Genomic DNA, 20,158 nt, shown 5'->3' on the forward strand with positions numbered 1-20,158 from the left:
CCAACCGGACAGTATTGAAACCTGAACTCTGCTTTTCCTGGACCTGGGATTGTACCGCAAGAGGAAAAAAACGCGGTTGCGGTTCGTGAGAAACCTTCAATGAGCTCTTTCGACGCCAGTAACCAAATGTCGCCAAAGAGAGCATGTTCTCCCGGCAATATGATGATTGCGTCAGGCCGCTACTCTCCCATGAGCGGATGTGTTCCTGCCAATATTCCTGCTTGGCCGACCGATTCTTGCTATGCTCTGTTTTCATTGTGCCCTCCCGTGGTCTGGTTTGCCACAATGAAACAGATTGTTAACGATATGAAAAGATGGCGTTTGTTGAGCGCTTACACTACAGTGATATAAGGAGAATGATTGGATGGAATTGAGGGAAAAAAGAACTTCTAGGCTGGTATGAAAATTCTTGGCTGGTCAGCTAATCTTTTCGACTCGATACCAAAAGAATGAACCACTTACCATATACTACTATGTGCCTATAATCATAATCTTTCCATTCTACCTGCCAAACTCATCGAACTAGTACCTACTAAAAGCTAGGTATTTATACCTATTGCATTAGATTCTTATTTTTGTACAACGCAATAAGGCGAAGTTCAACAATCAATCCTGACACTTACCAAGAGGAGCCAAGCATTATGAAAATTTCATCTCTGCATGTATTTCTTGTACTAATTACGGCTTTCGGATTAATTGCTTGCGTGCCGGCAAAATCAATTCAGGAGCTTAACCCTGGGGTTACTTTCATGGGGAAATCAGAGGTCACAGAATTCCTTAACGGAGCCCGGCTTGATGGACCCAATGCAATTGTAACGTATAATGAAAGTGGCACCGCCACGTTCAACAGAAAAAAAGATGGCAAGATTGTAAATGCATCTTGGAAAGTTGCGGATGATGGCAAGGTAACTGTTCTGAGACCAGGCAAAACTGACTATTATTATTTCAGTACTGATAATAAGACCATCTATATGCCTAATGGTTCAGTTGTCTCTTATACAAAATTATAAGATATTAAGGCCTTCAATAATCATAGAGGGGCAGATGTACCCCATCTGTCCCATTTCATATCGCAGGAATTTAAAATCGTGTAAATAATGGTGACAGTTTCTGCTCACAAAACGGTCTAACCTCTCTAGCGAAATACGAATGAGCATTCGACAGCGACAAAACGGGACCTTCAAAGTCGAGTTCCGCAAAGGCCGGGATCCGGAACGCCCTAACTCAACCAGCCGCACGTTCAAAACCATTGAGGCTGCAGAGCGTTTTGAGGCCACCCTTCCCGATCGTCGTGGCAATCCGCCTGCAACAGGTCCGACTTTCCATGAATTGGCCAGCGCCTATGTTGTCGCCAAAGTTGGCTCCATGAGCGTGACCGACCAGGACAACACCTATTACAAACTTGAGAATGTCATTCTTCCCAGGTTTGGCGATCTACCTGCAACTGCCATCAACCATTCCAAGCTGGATAAATACGTGATCAGCCGCCTGCAGGACACGGTAAAGGTGAACCTTGGCAATGGGAGGCGAAAAGATACTGGTAGGCCCATCTCTAAATCAACTATCCATCGAGAGCTATCCATTGTTAGGGCGATACTCAACTGGGGAGTCCGGCGCCGCATGCTGCTTGCATCCCCTATGGCTGGATATGAAATGCCGAAACGGGATGACAAGAAAATCCTGCCACCAACAGAAGAAGAGTTTTCAGCAATCCTGAAGCATGCAGCGCCCCACTGCCGGCGACTAATACTCATCAGCTATTACACAGGCCTGAGACCAGGCAGAGAAGAAGCTTACGGCATCACCTGGGATCACGTTGATCTCGATACTGGTACCATCACCATCATTTCGGCAAAGAAAGGCGGCATTCCCACTAGAGTTGTTCCAATCCATCCGGATCTTGCAGAACACCTCCACCAGTGGAAGAAGGAAGATCAGGAAAACCTGAAGAAGGATAAGACACATCTGAAGTATGTCATCCACTGGAACCATAGGCCGATCAAGACAAGCATGAAGACTGCCTGGTCTGCAGCAAAGAAGCGGGCCGGTATCACCAGGCCACTACGCCCCTACTCTCTCAGACATAAAAGCATCAGCGATATGCTCTCCGCCGGTGGCGATGTAGGAGCCGTCGCTGAGATCGTCGGACACGCGGATCCGCAGATGACATTGAAGGTATATCAGGAGACAAATACAGCCATCAAACAGGCTGCAATCGGCGGACTTGGGAGAACAAAGCATGTTCTCCAGGAAGAAAATATTTATATATCATAACAGTTACATGCGTATGCATGACATGTCCCTTCGGGACGCTGGGGTCGGAGGTTCGAATCCTCTCGTCCCGACCATTATTTCAAATAGTTACACCACATAAAAGTGGTTTCCAAAATAGCAAGCTATGTTCTCTAAAGAACATAGCTTTTTTTATCTCCGATGCCTCTTCTCCACACCACGTGTACTCTGTGTTTCACATCGTTTGTTCCTCGAAATTGCCTTGATAGCCTCACACCTCTCTTCTCAAAATTTTTTTCGATGTATTCCTACGACGACAGAGCAAGCGTCTTCTCCTAAACAACAAAGAAATTTTCCCAAAAGAGATAGATGAACAACTTTGCGGGGCATACTTCAGACATAATATGTTAGGCTATTTGGAGAAAAGGTTTCTAAAAAATATAGGATGAGCTTGGTCATGTGATGTGAGACACAATGACAACGATGTACTGATTAAGGCGTTATCAATTCTGATCCGAACTGTACAGTATTCCGTGCTTCATCTGAATGGCGACGGTAATCAAGCCCGCTCTGAGTAGCAGCAAAGCATATTTTCATCCCTATCCTCGTGGCTTATTAAAAGTTCCGTTCGGCTCTCCAGACGTTTTCATCCAGCAATTGAGAGGTCAATCATGAAATACAATTATATAGGAAAAAGCGGATTACGAGTTTCCAACATCTGCATGGGCACGATGACCTTTGGGAAAAAATGCGATAGAGGCATATCGTTTGAAATACTAGATAAAGCCTACTCAAGTGGCGTTAATTTTTTTGATATGGCGGAAATCTATCCTGTTCCTCCGACAGCAGAAACGTATGGCATCACCGAAGAAATATTTGGCGAGTGGATGGCTGATAAGCCACGAGATTCGATTATCATCGCCACGAAAGTGGCAGGAGCAGCCAATAGCTGGTTCGTACCACCAGTGCGGCACGGCCTGACTGCCCTTGATGCATTTCATATCACTACTGCTGTTGAAGGAAGCTTGAAAAGACTCAAGACCGATTACATTGATCTTTATCAGGCTCATTGGCCTGATTCAGTTGTTCCAATTGAAGAGAGTCTCGAAGCTCTCGATCAATTGGTGCGAAGTGGTAAAGTCCGCTATATCGGGACATCAAACGAGAATGCCTACGGTTTGACTAAAGCCTTGACGACAAGCAGCTATCTAAAATATAAGCGTTTTGAAACAATTCAGAACAACTTTTCTTTGCTCAATCGACGTTTCCTCGATGAAATTGCGATCGTTTGTCAAAAAGAGCAGGTCGGACTACTCCCTTATTCGCCTTTGGCCGGAGGAGTTCTAAGCGGTAAGTATATACCCGGCGAAAATTGGGACGGCTTTCGCTATGGGGATTACCTGAACAATCCAGATCCGAGGATGAAAGCGCAAGCTGGGAGATTTGCCAATGAGCGATCATTGGCGGCTGCACAAAAATATGCTGCCATAGCACGAAAATATGGGCTTGCTCCAGCAACAATGGCGGCGGCATGGACGCTCAGTTTTGATTTTGTACCAAGCACGATAATCGGGGCAACTCATCCAACACAACTTGACGATACCCTTAAAGCATCTGAAACGCTTCTCCCAGAAGAGCTTCGGATTGAGTGTAATGCCATCAATCAAGAAATTCTTTACCCGATGGGATAAAAAGAGGCCTATCTGCAGGTGAACCAGGGTCTCCTCAGAGCCCCTGGAGCCTTTTGCAAAATGGCCTTTTCGCCCAAACTCAGCGTTATGCTAAAATTTTATCCTTGGAATATTATGCACATGCCTGTGGTAAAATTTTTCGCATGCCTCGATTTTGAACGAAAATTCTCATTTTGCAAAAGGCTCCCTGGTTAATAATTTCTCCAATAATACTGCCCTGTCGAGCCAAAATTACCAGCGTTGTCCCCATTTCATACTTGGGAAAAACCATCTTCCAGCAAATTTGCCAAAACCACACACTTTTCAGTCTGCCCTGCTGCTTCTCCAGCACCGCCTCTTCGAAATGCTCACGATAAATATAGCCCGCTGACACTATCGTCTCCAGAGACGTGGGCATATACGACGATGGATATTGCAAGACAACACGCAGGCAAGCTGATCCTCGTGAAAGTTCATTCCTTCTGTAAGAGATATGTAAGACCATCCAGGTAGGCTGAAATTCCTAACACACCGTCTACCTAGCGAGGTCTGCCATGAAAGAAATCATTGGTCGTTTTACTGTTATCGATGAGGAAGGTTTGCGTAGTCGGGCTATTGTCGGCCAGGAGAAAGAGATCGATGAAGGCCATTTGATCATAGCTTCAAAAAAGAGCTATCGTCTCCATGACCTCGAAGGCGAAGAAATCATGCCGACAGACACACCAAATATCTTTTTAAGAAGCGACGGATCTCTATTGAAGAAGGTTGGGGTGATCAGAAACTCTTAGACAAGTCTGGTGCTTTTTTCTGCGATATAAGAGGTATCCTGCAAACCCACGTTTTTTTTAGTATGGGAGGAGGCATTGCGGCTTGGTGATAAGAAAAGGGAAGCAAACTCTTTTTCGCCTGCTCCCCTCCACGAGCTTCGCTCAAAACCGTTGAACTATCTTCTGAAATAGCTTTTTCAACTCCTACTCTCGACAATGAATCTTTGCTGGCAGAGCGTCCAATAGTTTTTCGTTCTGTTTCGGTTCCACCAGGGGATGGATAGTTTACAATTAGCCTATTTTTCTATGTTCAAAAACACTGCCGTGAAAGCTCCCCAGTTTTCAAGTCCGTCCTTCCCGCGGACAAATATCAGGTGCTTCCCAGGTTGAATAACAGTTGTGTCGATAATGCCGGAGACCTTCTCAACGGTGGTATCAAAAAGACCGTCTACAGGAGTCAATGCTTCAGGCATTCCGCCATCCCAGGGAGGTATATCGACATAATATTCTGCAGCTGCAATCTCCTGGCTGGCTTCACCCTCTTCATTACCATTTATTTTTTTATAACGAGTATCGTCTATCGTAGCTGTTATAATCACCTGGCTGCCATGGGCGAACAAGCCCTGATCCACTATCACTTCCGTTGCATCCGGCCCTGAGGGAGTGATGTAAGGCGTCCGTACAACTTTGGCGGCATACAGCAGCGCTGGCAGATTGTCCGGCAGGACCGAGGCCTCAAACGTCTTGCACGACTGAAAAAAGCTGGTACCGACCTCAAAGCAGTAGGATGCAACACCATGATGTCCATAAGCATGTTCGTCACTGGTGCCGTCGGTGGGATAAAGACCGATGGCCTGTTCAGGTGAATAGTTGTTCCAATAGGCAAACTTACGCCCCAGTGTCTGGAGCTGGGTAGCGTTTGGCGCAGAATCGCTGGTAGACCCCCACGGCCAGAGAACCAGCTTGCCATAAGCATGGACATCGATATATATGCCTGTGGCATCAGCTGGTGCCTCGGAAATCCAATCGTCATCTCGCTGAACCGGGAAGATAGTACTCATATAGCTTTCCACAGCTTGTATCTCTGGTTCTGAAGCCGAAAAATGTCCTCTAAATGTCTCATTACACTCGTCACCACTCGATCCGTCACAACAGTTCCATCCGAAGGTGAAATTACGGTTCAGATCAGCCCCTCGACTTTCGTAATCCATCAAGCAATAGTCCTTATTGGTGTTTTTCCGCCAGAAGGTGTGGTCTTCGGCTATTTTACGCCCATCCGGGTTGGTGTGGAGCATCAAGTGGATCTCGTGGTGATCGAGGATCCATGTGACATCAGCATCTGTACCATAGTTTTCCACTAAGTATTCAGCAAACCGGGTGACAAGTTCGGCGGTTGCATATTCCCGGGCATGCATGGCGGCTGAGATAAACAGATCGGGTTTGTCGCCGTTGATTTTGCGATTTGTCAACACGAGCACGCGCATGTCAAAACCGCCAAGACCAGCTGCCTTATCATAGGAGTCGCCGATATCTTTCCATTGTGCAAGTTTAGGGTATTTTTCAGCTATTTGCCCTGCTGTGGCGTAGGTTTCCTCCACGGTCCGATAGCAGGGGTACCCTGGAATACCTTCATCATCAGTTCCTTTCTGGGATTCCGGTTGTGACGGTGTCCAGGTATTATCAAGTTTCACCCGCAGTCCCGCTGCATTAAGCCGATCTATATCCTCCTGAGTAACTTTCATCACATGATAGCCCTTCGCGTAGTTCGTTTCGAGTAACTGGGGTTCGAAAGAGATAAGGGTTTTGTTGCCTGTTCTTTGGTCAGGATAATAGACGCGAACGATGGCTGTTTCCCCGGGAGAAAGAAAAATTTCTTCGCTTTCCGATTCCATTGCTGCGTTAAGTGCTGTTGAAAACAGGAATGTGATTGCCAGTACAATTGTCCATTTCATCATTTTGCCTCCCCTCCTCGTTATGCTTCTGGTTAAATGGCATCCGCCGATTCCCATCAGAGCATCAGATAAATATCAACGGGCTAGACAGCGCAAAGCATTGCGCTTTGCGCCGGAACATTAAGCGGCTGAACTATCTGGTATTTAACGGTTGGCGAAGCATTACGTTACAGACGTAGAGGGGGAAATTTTGTATCGAGGTGAAAGTGAAGTGTGTTCTCAATTATTGCGGCAACCTACAGCGACCTAGCAAAAGCAGGCATTTTGGAAAATCGTAGGCCACAACGTATAGTATAATAAAGAAGCAATATGGCAGGAAACATTGCATAACTTAGGTGCAAATGTCGTCAATGAACCGGTTGTTATTGATGATAATTTCATAACTTGCCGGAACCCTTCTACAGCGTCAGGTGTTGCATTCTTACTGCTCGAGGTACTTACAGGTCGAAAAAAATCTCCTCATATAGAAGATATAATCGGATTTGAAAACACGATATCCAGCTAAACAAGATTGAAACCAAAAGCTTGCCAACACCCTCCATACCGCCGAGAAAAACGGTACAACTAGCCGATCATTCCCGCGGAGTAAGTTTCAGTAAACCGGCTCGGTCCCCATCCTCCAGAAGCCATATCACTCCATCAGGTCCTTCTTCAACCTCACGAATACGTTGCCCCATATCAAACCGCTCCACCTCTCTTGCCGAATCTCCGTCTATTTCGACCCGGATCAACGCCTGTGAAGCGAGACCACCGATGAATGCATTTCCACGCCACCTTGTGAACAGATTACCGGAGTAGATGATTAGTCCCGATGGCGCTATGGTCGGCACCCAGTAAGCTGCTGGTGCTTTGAATTCCGGTCTGGTATCATGATCAGCTATCGGCAGGCCGGAATAGTGATTTCCCCAGGAGACAAGAGGCCAGCCGTAATTCTCACCCGCCTCAATACTATTCAATTCATCACCATGCCTTGGCCCCATTTCCGTAGCCCAGAGCCTCCCATTTTCGCCAAAGGCAAGTCCCAGCATATTTCGATGTCCCAGAGTCCAGAAGCTTTTAGCCAGTTCCCCCTTCCCCTGAAATGGGTTATCTGGAGGCACCGATCCATCAGGATTGAGTCGTATTATTTTCCCCAGATTCTCGTTCCAGCTCTGGGCCGGGTCCCCTTTCTGCCTTTCCCCTGAAGTGATGTACAGTTTATCGTCTGGGCCAAAGGCCAAGCGATGTGAATAGTGTCCTCTGCCGCTGACCTTTGGGATCTGCCGCCAGACAACCTCCAGGCCCTGTAAGATGGGATCTTGGCCGCTCCGGTCCAGTTTTGCCCTGGCAACGGCTGCCCCCCGGCGACCCGACTGATCCCCTTCGGCATAGGAAAAGTAAACTTGCTGGTTATCCGAAAATTTGGGATGGACGATGATATCACCCAGTCCTCCCTGACCGCCATAAGCTACCTTCGGTACTCCGCTCACCTTAGACCTTGTTTTGCCGTCACTTCCCACCAAGAGCAGCTTCCCTGATTTTTCCGTTACCAGCATGTTGCCGTCTGGAAGAAAGGTCATCGCCCATGGTCTATCGAATGTCGCTACTCGTTCAACCTGCAATGTTGTCCCGGCCGTGCCAACAACATCCACCGTCTCGGCAATCGAATTGGAGGCAATGGTCCAGACGAACAACAAACACGCTGCAAGCCAACAGGTTCTCCGTCCCTTCATGGTTTTCCTCCATCCTGTTCACAACATTTTACAAAGACGCCCGAAATGAAAAATCAAAATACACTCTGAAAGTGCAATACAACCTACTCCTCCCAAGAGACGTCAACCTCCGCCTTTCTCCCACACCAATCGTACTTGCTGAAAACTATAACGCCCCTGTCGTGGATGTCACGGCAGGGGCTCATTTAGATGAAGTCGGTTTGTTTATTTCAGCAGTTTTCTTTACCAGCTGTCACCAGCAACCTGGCTGATATCGAGGCATTTCGCCCTCTGTTCACGGGTAAGACCTGTCTTGCCGTTAAAATATTTTACGTCTTTAAGATAGCAGGAAAATTCTTTACCGTCTTTATCCTGAACAAAAACCATTTTTTGATACTCTTTCGATATAATCTGTCCTCGCATACTCATGGCTGTCTCCTTTAATTCATATGTTTACTCTCAGGCCCGGTTTGTATTGAGGTACTTCATTCTCTTCCGGTCCTCAGTTGTAATCTGGTTCGGCAGTATCTGCATTGATCATTTTCACCATCCTCAACCTTCCCATGCCTACAATGTAAACATTTTCAAACCAGCCACAACAGTGTCATTATAATGGTTAAATGATAGCATAAACTATCACTAAAGGATGCCGGACCTCTACGCTTCACAATCTCATCCTCTCTAAAAGGACCATTGCCGTCCTTTCTGTATCATCAACCTTGACCATTCCCCGAAAGAATATAATGGATTCATCAAGATTCATTTGACAGCTCCCCGTTTCCAGACAACACAATTCTTTTTTTGCTTTTCCGAGTTGTTATAGTTGCTTTTTTACTGGTTTTAGCTCATCGTTCGTTGGCTAACTGCATAATGCAAGATGTCGTCTATTGCATGTTACAAAAAGCATTTCAGACGAGGTGGGAATTTAGCCTTTTCGCCAACAATGAGATTAATCTGTCGCATTTTGAAGAGATACCAATTACAGCACGATCTCTGCATCTTGCGCTTGTAAAGCATATAAGGAGCTGATTGATGGGCACTCTTGGCTTAAGGAGTAATATTCAGAGCCAGAAAACTGTTTCCTCCAACCACTCTTCTGAAAACGGAAGTAGTGGGCATCACAGTATCCTCTCCTCCAAAACATACTCCCAAGCTCTCGTTCAGAGGCTAACAGAATGTATTGCCGGCTATAAAGCCTATGAACGAACCGGAACTGCGCCCCTACTCTATATTGCTGCCTGGAAAGAAGGTAGCAAAAATATCTGGTATGAATATGCTTCAAAAAAATTCACTGATTTTCTCGACTGTGAATTGCATCAAATCCCATCTTTCTTACGTGGAAGCCTCATTGACAGGCGTACATACCGAGAGCAGAAGAACGAACTCACTGGCTCAAAAGAGATAAAATCCAGGAACGAAACCAGTGAATCATGGAGGGAACTGAGAGAAGAAGGGAAAAGCAGCGGTGTGGTTGAGGCTTTTTACAAGGTTCGTACCAAACACGGTGAGGCTGTCTGGATCAAAGACCACGCTACCGTAGAACTGCACCAAGCAGATAACATTTGTCTCTCCCTCGGTTTTTTGACGATTGTCTCCAAGGAAATGGAGTCTGAAGAAATTTTACAACAGCATCATGACTTGCTTGAAGCCATTGTTCAAGGACGCACAGCCGAACTCACCAAACTCAATAAAAAGCTCAGAAAAGAGGTTGAAGAACGAAAGCTTATAGAAGAAGAACTGAGCAACAGCAATACTCGATTACAGGGCAACCTCGAAGAAATAGTTCAGGCCATGTCACTCACCCTGGAAGAACGGGACCCATATACAGTCGGCCATCAAAGAAGAACCACCGTGTTGGCAATGGCCATTGCTGAAAAAATGAACCTCTCGCAAGATGAGAAAAAAGGTTTACAGCTGGCGAGTCTTATTCATGACATGGGGAAAATCTCGATTCCTGGCGAAATTCTCAGTAAGCCCGGACCACTTAATGATGTTGAACTCCTGCTTATCAAGCGGCATCCAAAAGTTGCATACGACATTTTAAAGCAAATCGACTTCCCATGGCCCGTCGATAAGATTGTGCTCCAGCACCACGAAAAATACGACGGATCAGGTTACCCGCAAAAACTGGCAGGTGAGAACATCCTGCTGGAAGCACGAATACTGTGCGTTGCCGATGTCGTTGAGACCATTGGCTCCCATCGGCCCTACAGACCGAGCATGGGGAATGAGGCCGCTCTGCAGGAAATTCGTGATAACCGTGGCATCCTCTATGACCCCCAAGTTGTGGATGCCTGCATCAGCATCTTTGAAGATAAAAATTTTCTCGCAACATCTGACTTTTAGACTTCCTTCAGAACCTTTGTAATCGCGAAAAAAGGTGTACTGAAATTGAGAGTGAGATTTCTCACCAAATAGACCCAGACCCATCCAAGTTTCTCAATCGTGAGCACGCCTGGCTCTCAAGTCCAGACATTGATTTTCCCATAGCGTGCCCACCTGCATTCCGTTTCCGTTTTGTCACCCTGAAAACAGCAAAGCGCCGGTCGTGCATTACACGACCGGCGCTTACAAGGCATGAACTCAGGCTGTATTTTGACAATTATTTACCAGCTGTCACCGGCAACCTGACTGATGTCAAGGCACTTTGCTCTCTGCTCCCGAGTTAGACCCTTCTTGCCATCAAAATTTTTCACGTCATTAAGGTAGCAGGAAAATTCTTTACCGTCTTTATCCTGTACAAAAACCATCTTTTGATATTCTTTCGAAATAATCTGACCTCTCATACTCATAGCGGTCTCCTTTATATTTTTATGTTTTTCTTCAGGCCGGGACTGGCTCAATCATATTTTGCTCTTCCCGTCACCAGGCTTGTCAATTATGGAAGTGCAGGTTGTGTCTGTTCTTCACTCCCCCATTCTTCCCATGCCTATATTGTAAACATCCAACGCCAGACAACAATAGTAGCAATATGAGTTTTAAATGATAGTAAATACTATCATTTAAAATAATATATAATGACAATGCCACAAAGATAAAAGGGGAACAGCTGTTCAGCTGTTCCCCTTTTATCTTCATATAACTCAATTTTTTCAATCAGCTGTTCTCCGACGCCGCTTTCAATGAAGGTATGGGAGATGCCGAATGGTTTTGTTATTTCTCAGAAAGAAACTCCTGCGCGGTCTGGGCATTTATATTTGCCTGGGTCGTTACTGCAGTTTTGCTGTCCTGCAGGATTGCTGCCTTTGTCCGCGGTAACACCTGTTCGATAGATTTAGCATCTACCGTCTTTGCCGGACCACCAGCTTTATCAGCCTGGCTCAAGGTCACGGTATCATCAAATTTTTTTCCGGAGAAACCAGCATCAGACGAGCCATTGGATTTTTTTCCTTCCGATTGCTCTGTTGCAGTTCCAGTTTTCTGCTGAGTAACTTGATTTTTTGCGACTATTGTATTCGAAACTGCTGATAGCGTCATGCCGGACTCCCTCAATTTTCACGATTCGTATTTTTCGGCCTGGGCAGCGGCCGAGCCCTCAACAGCTCTAGCGCTTCCTTTTGTCCAGATCCTCTTTTCATCCATCAGGTCTGGAAGCAGTCTGGGCGACCTTCGAATATTTGCTGCGCATTCTCATCCCTGATAGTCCTTTATCGGCTGATCGTGAAAATAGTTTAGCAATCAATCATCACCCTGACAACATATGGCCATCCATTCCGGTTTGGTGGCATTCACCTCCGATCACATACCTTGGCCCTTATTCCTGCCGCAATATTCTTTCAAATATGTTTCATCACCCCATACGCCATACAGATATTCATTCATTATAACCAATAGGTTAAAAGTGTTTTATTGCCTCAGATTTCATTCTGCGCCCTCTCCTCACCTGCAAACAGTTGTTGTTCACGCCCCATTGCTGTGCTAGGATCAGGTAGACATGCTTGGAATCCACATCTTCTTTTCATTGCACTCTGTCCCGCCAACCACACGGCAGCTGGAGACGCAACAAAAGTAAAGATTCTTAACCGTTTGACATCCATCCCACTACAGGAGGAACAACTATGAACGATCGCCGTGATTTTTTAAAAGCCGCCGCCGCAGTATCTCTTGTGACCCTCACCTCCGGCCAGATGGCCTTTGCCTCCGAGGGTAGCGCTTACACCAACATCATTTACACCAAGGATAATCCGGGTAAATGGGCAGGAAAAGAAGGTTCGCATGCGCCTCAGGTAACGGTCACAGGGTCCACCGTTGCGATAATGACCAAACACCCGATGTCCTCCGACCACTTCATCGTCAGGCACACCCTGGTTCTTGAAGACGGCACCTTTGTCAATGCCATGACTTTCACACCTACCGACAAGCCAGAATCGGCCTTTGACCTTCCACCCGGTTACAAAGGCAAGATCTATGTCACCAGCTTCTGCAACCTGCATGATTTCTGGTTGACTGAAGAAATGGTCTAACACCCCAAAAGATACTACATCATGTTTAACCAAATTGATCATTTGACACCAACGGTCAAACATGATGGGTGAATGAGATATTTTGCGTAGCTACCGTATCTCTTGCGGGCTTCTTCGCAGTATTGAGGTGCGGCAGGACAGCTGTACTGCGGGTCGACATCTCGTATCCGAGAAGTCACCTTCGCCTCGATGGTGGTGTCGGCGTAGCTGTTACAGTTATTGCCTTCATCCCACATCCCATCCAGATATCCTGACAAATCAAAAGGCTTGTCACTTTCCCAGGCTCTGACTATTTTGCGGTACCTGATCGAGGCAACCAACTGAATATTGCAGCTCACATATGGACTGGCCACCAGATTTGCAAAAAAACCTGATAATGGATCATCGTTTTTTCCAAGAACACTGTTCCAGAACCGCCAGCCATGAAAATTGGCAACCAGATCTGCAAAGGAAAAGATGCCAGTGGTCGCATAGCCATATTTGCCGGTTTCCTGCTCTTTCCCCCAGGCCATTGCCTGGAGAAGACTCTGGTTATCATCGCTGGTCATGGCAAAATAATGCCATCCTTCTGAAAACATATGCCCAAGCTTATCAAGCCCAACAAGATGGCCGTTGATATTCACAACATCACTCAGCTCTTTGAGCTTCAGTGAAAAGCCTTCCAGATAATCGATATCACGATAGATGGAGTCATTGAGGGCCAGTGCATAACTTCGGTCAGCCAGCAACTCGCGCAGCTGTTTATCGAGCTCGAATCCCTTCAATCCCCAGGATGCCATAAACGATTGAAAGAGGGCTTTACGCAGTTCGGTATAGAGTTGCTCTTCATCACAAAACTCTTCCGGGGCCATACCCTCTATATCACTCTGCCGGGCATTGGCTTCTTCGATGCCTTCCGCCAGCCGGGCATTGAAGATCCTGTTTATTTCAGTGAGGCTGTTTTCCAGCTGAATTTTCCGTGGAGTGACACTGTCAATCTCCGCAGCTTCACTCCCTTGGAAGATAAAAAAGAAATTAACGGCAATGAGCAAAAGAACAACAATCCTGTTCATAACAAATACGGACTAATCCCCATTAACCGGTAATCCGCGCCCGGCCATCCAGCGCCATTACGCCCTCGCCGAATACCCGCACCGGGTTGAGATCAAGTTCACGGATTTGGGGAAAATCAGCCAGCAGCCACGACACCCGTACAATAAGATCGGTGAAGGCTGCCATATCGCCTTTTTTCTGGCCACGTGCTCCTTGCAGCATCGAGTACGATTTCAGCCGCCCCAGTTTGGCGGTTATTTCATCATGATTTGTCGGGCAAAGGGCCCGTTCGGTATCGTTGAAAATCTCGACATAGATGCCTCCGTAACCAAAGAAAACCACCGGGCCAAAGGCATCATCGACCCGACCGCCGACAAACATATCATAACCGGGCGGGGCCATTCTTATGATCCTGACACCCTCAAACTGCGCTCCCGGTTTATAGGCTGCGAGGTTGGATCCTATCTTTGCATAGGTTTCTGCAACCTCAACATCACTTCGTAGCCCGATCATGACACCACCGGCCTCGGACTTATGGACCGCATCGGGAGAGACGACCTTCATCACCACCGGATAACCGATGGCACGAGCGCTCAGCACCGCATCTTCCACACTTTTTGCCAGATGCGCGGCAGGCGCAGCGATTCCATACAGGCCGAGCAGGTCAATGGTCTCCTCACCGCAAATTCCTCGATGGCCCTGCAGCCAGGCGGCAGCATCTTCACGATAAATAGCCTGTGGACGTGATGGCGAAAACGGTTCGTCACTCTTCCGTTGATAAAATTCCTGCTGAATTTTCAGGGTACGAATCATCTCTTCCGGGCTGTCAAAGATCGGGATACTGAGATTGTGCTTGATCCGGGTGATGGTATCTGACGGCCCAAACAGACAGACGCCCAAGGGTTTTCCCGATGAGCGGACAGCTCCCATAGTCTCCTGGGAGAGATCGGTATGAAACATTCTGGTAAAAATATCATCGCCCACCGGCATCCGCGGCCACTGGTTAATGAAGATGGCGCCGTCGACATTATCGTTATGGAGCGCCAGGTGAAAGATATCCGCCGTCGATTTCGGGTCGTACATATCGCCCATATCAAGCGGATTGCCGACATTGATGATGCCGGCATTGCCGAATTTGGCAATCTCATCATAGAAAGGCTGACCCGGATCAGCAAAACTAAAGCCTGCCTTATCACAGAGATCGGCCATAATGACCGAGAAACCTCCGGCAGGACTCATGGCCATGATGCGTTTTCCTCGCATGGCCGGTAGGCTGAAGGCCTTGGTCACTGAGATGAAATCGTGAAAACTGTGGATGCGGATAATGCCAGCCCGCTCAAAGGCCGCATCGATGATTTCTTCATCGTTACTAATAGCTGCGGTGTGACTCATGGCGGCGCGGCCACCGGCCCTGGTAGTGTTCGACTTGTAGATCACTACCGGTTTTTCACACTGTGCCGCAGCCTCCAGCAGCGCCCGGCCATCCGTTATGGACTCCACATAGAGGCAGATGATTTTTGTCTCGGGGTCGCGGGCAAAATATTTGAGAAAATCGACCTCATTCAGATTCAGCTTGTTGCCGATGGAGGCAAATTTGGCCAAACCAATATTTTGGTCGGCCATAAGATTCCAAAGAAAGAGGCCCATGCCGCCGCTCTGGGTTATGATCGACATGCCACCTTTGGGTGGACAGTAGAGCGGAGTAAAGGGAAGGCAGAGACCGTTGGCGGTGTTGACAATGGTGAGGCCGTTTGGGCCTATAAAACGGATATTGTATTCCCTGGCTGCACCCTGCAGTTCTTCCGCCAGTTGCTTGCCGGCTTCACCGGCCTCATTAAAGCCACCGGAAGGAATTGCCATACGACTGATACCGAACATTCCGCAGGAGCGCACCGCCTCCGGAATAAAGCGGGCTGGCAGGAGTGCCACAGCAAGGTCCGGGACCTCCGGCAGTTCGGCCACGTGCCGGTACATTTTGATACCATCGACATGGCGCTCTTCCGACCTCGGGTTCACACCAAAAATTCGGCCACTATAGCCCCAACGAATGAGATTGCCGAGAATGAGGCGGGACAAATTGTTTTCCTTGGCGGACAAACCAAGAATGACAATGGACTCAGGGTAAAAGAACTTTTCCATAAAAGAATGGCTCCTTAAACGAAACGTGACAGACACACCGGATGCAGGTCATCCGGGCCGGAAATTTCTCACGTTCATCATTACCAACCACAGGGAAACTTGCAACATTTGTCATCGAGGAAGATCATTCACACGTCAGGAAAAAGGACAGAGGACAGGAAGTTGGATCTTGCCAGGACTGGTTTGAAGACCACAGAGAGTGTCTTGTTAAGCCGTCAGAAGATCGGGTGGTAGCACCCATCACCCGCAGGATAGTTGAAAGGCTATTGGGGACTGAAATGTTCGGTTTACATGAAGCGTTCAGTTGAGCAGATAGACAAGAATTCCGCTTTCCCTGTAGCATTGAAATGATGAATGATAACAACAACTGCGTGGTAAACTCCAACCATGCTCAGCCGCCCAGCCAATTGAGTAGATGAAAAAAAGCAGCCTGTGGCCATGATGATGAAAGCCCCCTCCCCCCTGGACAAATTGAGGGACTTTCTGCAAACGTTTCTAAGCCAATGACTTTAACATGACTACAATTGACGCTGAACAGGCAATAATCACTGCCAGCATACTGAGATTGATTACGAGCTGATTCATTGAGTATGCTTCAAATTCTCGTGCCTTCATTTTTCTTTCCTCCAGATTACTTCTACAACATCAAGCTGACTTGCGTTGTATCGAGTCTGTCAGAAGCCGCTAGAACCACCTTTCTCACTGCTCAGCTTGGATGCGGGGGGTTCTCTCAGTTGCTCCTGAGCGTTAAAAGACATTTTTCAGATCCTGTATTTCCGCCAACGCTAAAGCCAGTAACATCTATCGCCCCCCGCGATACTGACCGACAATTGACAAAAACAAAGCCAAGACCTTTTTATTAAAGGAAATTATCCTCACAAATGTCTCTGGTTCATCTTCAGCAGGTTCTCTCTTTAACACAGATCAGAATTCTTTTCCTATACTTTTCCGTCCTGCCCGTTGTTCTGCCACAACCAACAAAGCCGGAAAAGCTTGACAAGCTGCTTCATGAAAAAAATTTACAATCTCACTGCGTCATCATCATTGAACTTTCTGAGATAACACGATATTTCTCTTCGGTGTCAAGTTTTTTTATGCAATAACACAAAAAGTTTCTATTATTGACATATCTTCCCACCTCATTTCATAACCATTTGTTTCTGCAGAATTTACTATAAAAAAATTGCAATGGGGCCATGCTCCTGATACGATGGCGCAAACAACCGACGCGTCTGACAATTATGTTCATCCTGTTTTTCCAGTAGCTTCAGGCGTAACCACATAGCAAGGAAAGGAAATCACGACAGCACCCATGAAAAAAAACGGATATAGTCTTCTGGACAGCGGTGAAGGAGAAAAACTTGAGGCTTTCGGAGAAATTATTTTAAACCGACCGGCCGCGCAGGCTGTCTGGAAAAAACAGCATCCGGGAGAGCTGTGGAACAAGGTCGCCGCTTCGTTTGACCGGGAAAAGGGCAACAACTGGGTCAACCGACAGTCACTTCCGGACAAGTGGCAGATCGAAGTCGAGGGCATCACATTCAAACTCTCAAGCACCGATTTCGGCCACTTAGGTATTTTCCCTGAGCAGGCCGCCAGCTGGCAGTGGCTCAGGAAAACAGTGCGGGCAGCGCGTGAACGCTACTCTCGGCCCATATCGGTTCTCAATCTTTTTGCCTATTCCGGTGGCTCCACCATGGCCTCGGCCCTAGAAGGCGCCGCAGTCTGCCATCTCGACGCCTCAAAAGGCATGGTCGACTGGGCGCGGGAAAACGCGGCGTTAAACGGTCTCAAAGAGGCTCCGATCAAATGGCTGGTGGATGACGCCATCAAGTTTTTGCAACGAGAAGTGCGCCGAGGCAACCGTTATGACGGCATCATCCTCGACCCACCATCTTTTGGCCGTGGCAAGAAAGGTGAGATTTTCAAGATTGAGCGAGATATCCTTACCGTACTGGATCTCTGTAAAACCCTGCTGAGCGACAATCCGCTTTTTCTTCTCTTTTCCTGCCATACCAATGGTTTCACACCAACCGTCATGGAGAACCTGCTTGCCCAGTTACTGGCTGAAAAACAGGGTACAATTGAATCGGGCGAAATGTATCTCATCGGCAAAGGTGACACCTTCCCCCTGCCCAACGGCACCTGGGCCAGGTGGCTTGCCGACCGAAAAAAATGAACATCCTCGACCCTGAAACCGTTCTCTTTGAGGACAACCATCTGCTGGTGGTAAACAAGCCCGCAGGCCTGCTGACCCAGCCGGTGCCGGACGACAACCGGGACAGTCTCGAGGAAATGGCCAAAGCCTATCTGAAAGAAGTCTACAACAAGCCAGGAAGGGTCTATCTCCATGCAGTACATCGCATCGACCGCCAAGTGAGCGGTCTCGTGATCTTCGCCAGGACCGACAAGGCCCTCTCCCGCCTCAACCAGGCAATGCGCGACAAACGGATCACCAAGATATATCATGCCCTGGTGGAGGGAAGTCCCGGTCCACCCGGGGTGACGATCCAGCTGAAAAATCACCTCAGCCACCGCAGCCATCATGCTCTGGTAACTCATAGCAAGACAGCGGACAGCCGGGAGGCGACACTTACCTACACCGTGCTGAAGAAAAACGCGCAGCTAAGCCTTGTGCAGATCGATCTGGATACCGGCCGCTATCACCAGATTCGTGCCCAGCTGGCCTACGCCGGATTCCCCATTCTCGGCGATAAAAAATACGGCTCAGCCAATACATTCGGAACACAGGACGCGATTGGGCTACACTCCTATAACACCAGATTCCCTCACCCGGTGCGAGCAGAAGAATTGAATATCATCGCTCCCTATCCAATATATTGGCAAGGATCGAGCCAGGGACTTATCAGCTGATTTTACGGAAAGTTGTATAGAGAATGATCGACGCGGCGATAGCCACGTTCAGAGATTCGAAATCAATATCGAGCTTGAGATTCTGCCGGGTAAGGGGTTTGAGTGACGGACGAATTCCACTGCCCTCGTTGCCGAAGACAATGTCATACGTTCTGGCAGGTTGATCCATGAAGTTGTTCGGCTCATCGACAAAAGTCGTCACAAGACTGTTGGTTGAGTGACGCAGATACGCATCGAGATCGCCGGATCGGATTGCCAGCGAGAAATGGGCTCCCTGCGCCGCCCTGAGCACCTTGATGCTGTAGAGATCCACACAGTTTTCACTTAAGAATATGTTGATCAAGCCAAAGGCTCTCGCACTGCGCAGGATCGTCCCCAGGTTGCCGGGGTCCTGAATAGAGTCGAGCACCACCACATCACAACCAGCCTGAAACTCCCGGCTCTCCATGCGGCAGAGTGCGCAGATGTCCACATGAGCGTTCTCGGTGAGCGCACTCATCACCTTGGGTGTTACCAGCAACTTCTGGGAGAAGTTGCTGATCTGATAGGCATCTTCCTGAACAAATATAAGGGTGGTCACCACACCCGCCGCAATCGCCTCTTCACACAACGTTTTTCCGTAAACGAGATACTCGCCACGTTCCCGCCGACGTTTCGGAGCGTGCAGCTTGATAAGACTCTTGACGACCTGGTTGTCGCGTGATGAAATTCTCATAACTGTTAATATTTCATAAGAATGGAAACCGTAAATCGTCTACATGGAAAACTCTTCTGCAAGATTGCCTTTGCAGCAACAAAGTACCTGCCGGGCTGGAGTCTGTCAAAACCAAAAACAACCATCCTCTATACCGAGGCATCATGCCGTCGTTCCGACCATACTCCAGCGCAATAACCATTTTCGACCATCGATTCATAATTGAATCAATGGTCATCAGAACTGCCTTAAGGAATCCGAAGAAAATTCATATTTTTCATCGTCGCAATAAACTGTTAATAAGATGATTTACCAATATATTAGCATCATTCAGGACATTCTATCCTTACCTTCATCCTTTCCCATTTCTCTCCCCAACAAACAGCGATTACAAAAATAATCACCTTTAATCAGTGTTTTCATGTCATTTATAAAAAATTGATTCACAATTTGATCAATGCGTAGTTTCCTCCCACTCTGCGATCAGCTCAATATGCTGGATTCATAGCGTTTTCATAATTTATTCAATTGGCCTGAGAATTGCTTAGTATCGTACATGATCGTAAAGGTTCTGCTCTGATCATCAGGCAACCTGAACCAGACAGCTGGAAGGTGTCATTGCAGTATCGGCTACCACCGGCAAG

At 47.5% G+C, this 20,158-nt stretch carries 18 protein-coding genes; 8 read left to right on the forward strand and 10 right to left on the reverse strand.

Annotation, left to right across the window (positions count from 1 at the left end; genetic code table 11):
- Positions 1 to 256 (reverse strand): IS66 family insertion sequence element accessory protein TnpA (gene tnpA, locus BUF15_RS12680; protein WP_327021865.1); only part of this gene is annotated, 256 nt, incomplete at its 3' end.
- Between the two features lie 385 nt (positions 257 to 641).
- Here tnpA and BUF15_RS12685 point away from each other — a divergent pair.
- The 3 genes from BUF15_RS12685 (at position 642) to BUF15_RS12695 (ending at position 3,923) form a co-directional block, all read left to right on the forward strand.
- Complete coding sequence (locus BUF15_RS12685; RefSeq protein WP_073613867.1) at positions 642 to 1,010, forward strand: hypothetical protein; 369 nt, start codon at positions 642 to 644, stop codon at positions 1,008 to 1,010.
- Between the two features lie 139 nt (positions 1,011 to 1,149).
- Positions 1,150 to 2,274, forward strand: a complete 1,125-nt coding sequence (locus BUF15_RS12690) for a site-specific integrase (protein WP_073613868.1) — start codon at positions 1,150 to 1,152, stop codon at positions 2,272 to 2,274.
- Between the two features lie 629 nt (positions 2,275 to 2,903).
- Positions 2,904 to 3,923 carry an aldo/keto reductase gene (locus BUF15_RS12695; protein WP_073613869.1) on the forward strand — a complete coding sequence of 340 codons (1,020 nt, stop codon included), beginning with the start codon at positions 2,904 to 2,906 and terminating at the stop codon, positions 3,921 to 3,923.
- Positions 3,924 to 4,035: 112 nt separating this feature from the next.
- On the opposite strand, the gene BUF15_RS12700 is transcribed toward BUF15_RS12695, so the two are convergent.
- On the reverse strand, positions 4,036 to 4,296 hold the full coding sequence (locus tag BUF15_RS12700; protein ID WP_073613870.1) for a hypothetical protein: 261 nt from the start codon (positions 4,294 to 4,296) through the stop codon (positions 4,036 to 4,038).
- 160 nt (positions 4,297 to 4,456) lie between these two features.
- On the opposite strand from BUF15_RS12700, the gene BUF15_RS12705 reads away from it, so the two are divergent.
- Positions 4,457 to 4,690 (forward strand): hypothetical protein, encoded by a 234-nt coding sequence (locus BUF15_RS12705; RefSeq protein WP_073613871.1) that lies wholly within the window; start codon positions 4,457 to 4,459, stop codon positions 4,688 to 4,690.
- A gap of 275 nt (positions 4,691 to 4,965) precedes the next feature.
- Here the strand turns inward: BUF15_RS12705 and BUF15_RS12710 are convergent, their stop codons facing one another.
- The 3 genes from BUF15_RS12710 to BUF15_RS12720 form a co-directional block, all read right to left on the reverse strand.
- Positions 4,966 to 6,624 (reverse strand): M14 family zinc carboxypeptidase, encoded by a 1,659-nt coding sequence (locus BUF15_RS12710; protein WP_073613872.1) that lies wholly within the window; start codon positions 6,622 to 6,624, stop codon positions 4,966 to 4,968.
- 569 nt (positions 6,625 to 7,193) lie between these two features.
- Entirely contained in the window at positions 7,194 to 8,333 is a 1,140-nt protein-coding gene (locus BUF15_RS12715; RefSeq protein WP_073613873.1) for a PQQ-dependent sugar dehydrogenase, read from the reverse strand.
- A gap of 222 nt (positions 8,334 to 8,555) precedes the next feature.
- Complete coding sequence (locus BUF15_RS12720; protein ID WP_234981172.1) at positions 8,556 to 8,741, reverse strand: hypothetical protein; 186 nt, start codon at positions 8,739 to 8,741, stop codon at positions 8,556 to 8,558.
- Positions 8,742 to 9,344: 603 nt separating this feature from the next.
- Between BUF15_RS12720 and BUF15_RS27740 the strand changes: the two genes are divergently transcribed.
- Positions 9,345 to 10,658 (forward strand): HD-GYP domain-containing protein, encoded by a 1,314-nt coding sequence (locus BUF15_RS27740; protein ID WP_073613874.1) that lies wholly within the window; start codon positions 9,345 to 9,347, stop codon positions 10,656 to 10,658.
- Between the two features lie 260 nt (positions 10,659 to 10,918).
- Here BUF15_RS27740 and BUF15_RS12730 read toward each other — a convergent pair whose 3' ends face one another.
- Entirely contained in the window at positions 10,919 to 11,104 is a 186-nt protein-coding gene (locus BUF15_RS12730; RefSeq protein WP_073613875.1) for a hypothetical protein, read from the reverse strand.
- A gap of 361 nt (positions 11,105 to 11,465) precedes the next feature.
- Positions 11,466 to 11,789, reverse strand: a complete 324-nt coding sequence (locus BUF15_RS12735; protein WP_073613876.1) for a hypothetical protein — start codon at positions 11,787 to 11,789, stop codon at positions 11,466 to 11,468.
- 581 nt (positions 11,790 to 12,370) lie between these two features.
- Between BUF15_RS12735 and BUF15_RS12740 the strand changes: the two genes are divergently transcribed.
- Positions 12,371 to 12,775: a desulfoferrodoxin family protein gene (locus tag BUF15_RS12740; protein ID WP_073613877.1), complete on the forward strand. Its 405-nt coding sequence runs from the start codon at positions 12,371 to 12,373 to the stop codon at positions 12,773 to 12,775.
- 38 nt (positions 12,776 to 12,813) lie between these two features.
- Here the strand turns inward: BUF15_RS12740 and BUF15_RS12745 are convergent, their stop codons facing one another.
- Entirely contained in the window at positions 12,814 to 13,827 is a 1,014-nt protein-coding gene (locus BUF15_RS12745; RefSeq protein WP_234981173.1) for a hypothetical protein, read from the reverse strand.
- Between the two features lie 22 nt (positions 13,828 to 13,849).
- Complete coding sequence (locus BUF15_RS12750; RefSeq protein ID WP_073613878.1) at positions 13,850 to 15,946, reverse strand: acetate--CoA ligase family protein; 2,097 nt, start codon at positions 15,944 to 15,946, stop codon at positions 13,850 to 13,852.
- Positions 15,947 to 17,258: 1,312 nt separating this feature from the next.
- Between BUF15_RS12750 and BUF15_RS12765 the strand changes: the two genes are divergently transcribed.
- Positions 17,259 to 18,125 (forward strand): class I SAM-dependent methyltransferase, encoded by an 867-nt coding sequence (locus tag BUF15_RS12765; RefSeq protein WP_073613881.1) that lies wholly within the window; start codon positions 17,259 to 17,261, stop codon positions 18,123 to 18,125.
- Positions 18,122 to 18,820 carry an RluA family pseudouridine synthase gene (locus BUF15_RS12770; protein WP_073613882.1) on the forward strand — a complete coding sequence of 233 codons (699 nt, stop codon included), beginning with the start codon at positions 18,122 to 18,124 and terminating at the stop codon, positions 18,818 to 18,820. Before BUF15_RS12765 ends, BUF15_RS12770 begins: the two co-directional genes overlap by 4 nt.
- Here BUF15_RS12770 and BUF15_RS12775 read toward each other — a convergent pair.
- Positions 18,813 to 19,535 carry a TrmH family RNA methyltransferase gene (locus BUF15_RS12775; RefSeq protein WP_073613883.1) on the reverse strand — a complete coding sequence of 241 codons (723 nt, stop codon included), beginning with the start codon at positions 19,533 to 19,535 and terminating at the stop codon, positions 18,813 to 18,815. The genes BUF15_RS12770 and BUF15_RS12775 overlap by 8 nt on opposite strands.
- Positions 19,536 to 20,158 lie beyond the last annotated feature (623 nt).

The sequence above is a fragment of the Desulfopila aestuarii DSM 18488 genome (genome assembly GCF_900143695.1).
In the GTDB taxonomy this organism is placed as follows: domain Bacteria; phylum Desulfobacterota; class Desulfobulbia; order Desulfobulbales; family Desulfocapsaceae; genus Desulfopila; species Desulfopila aestuarii.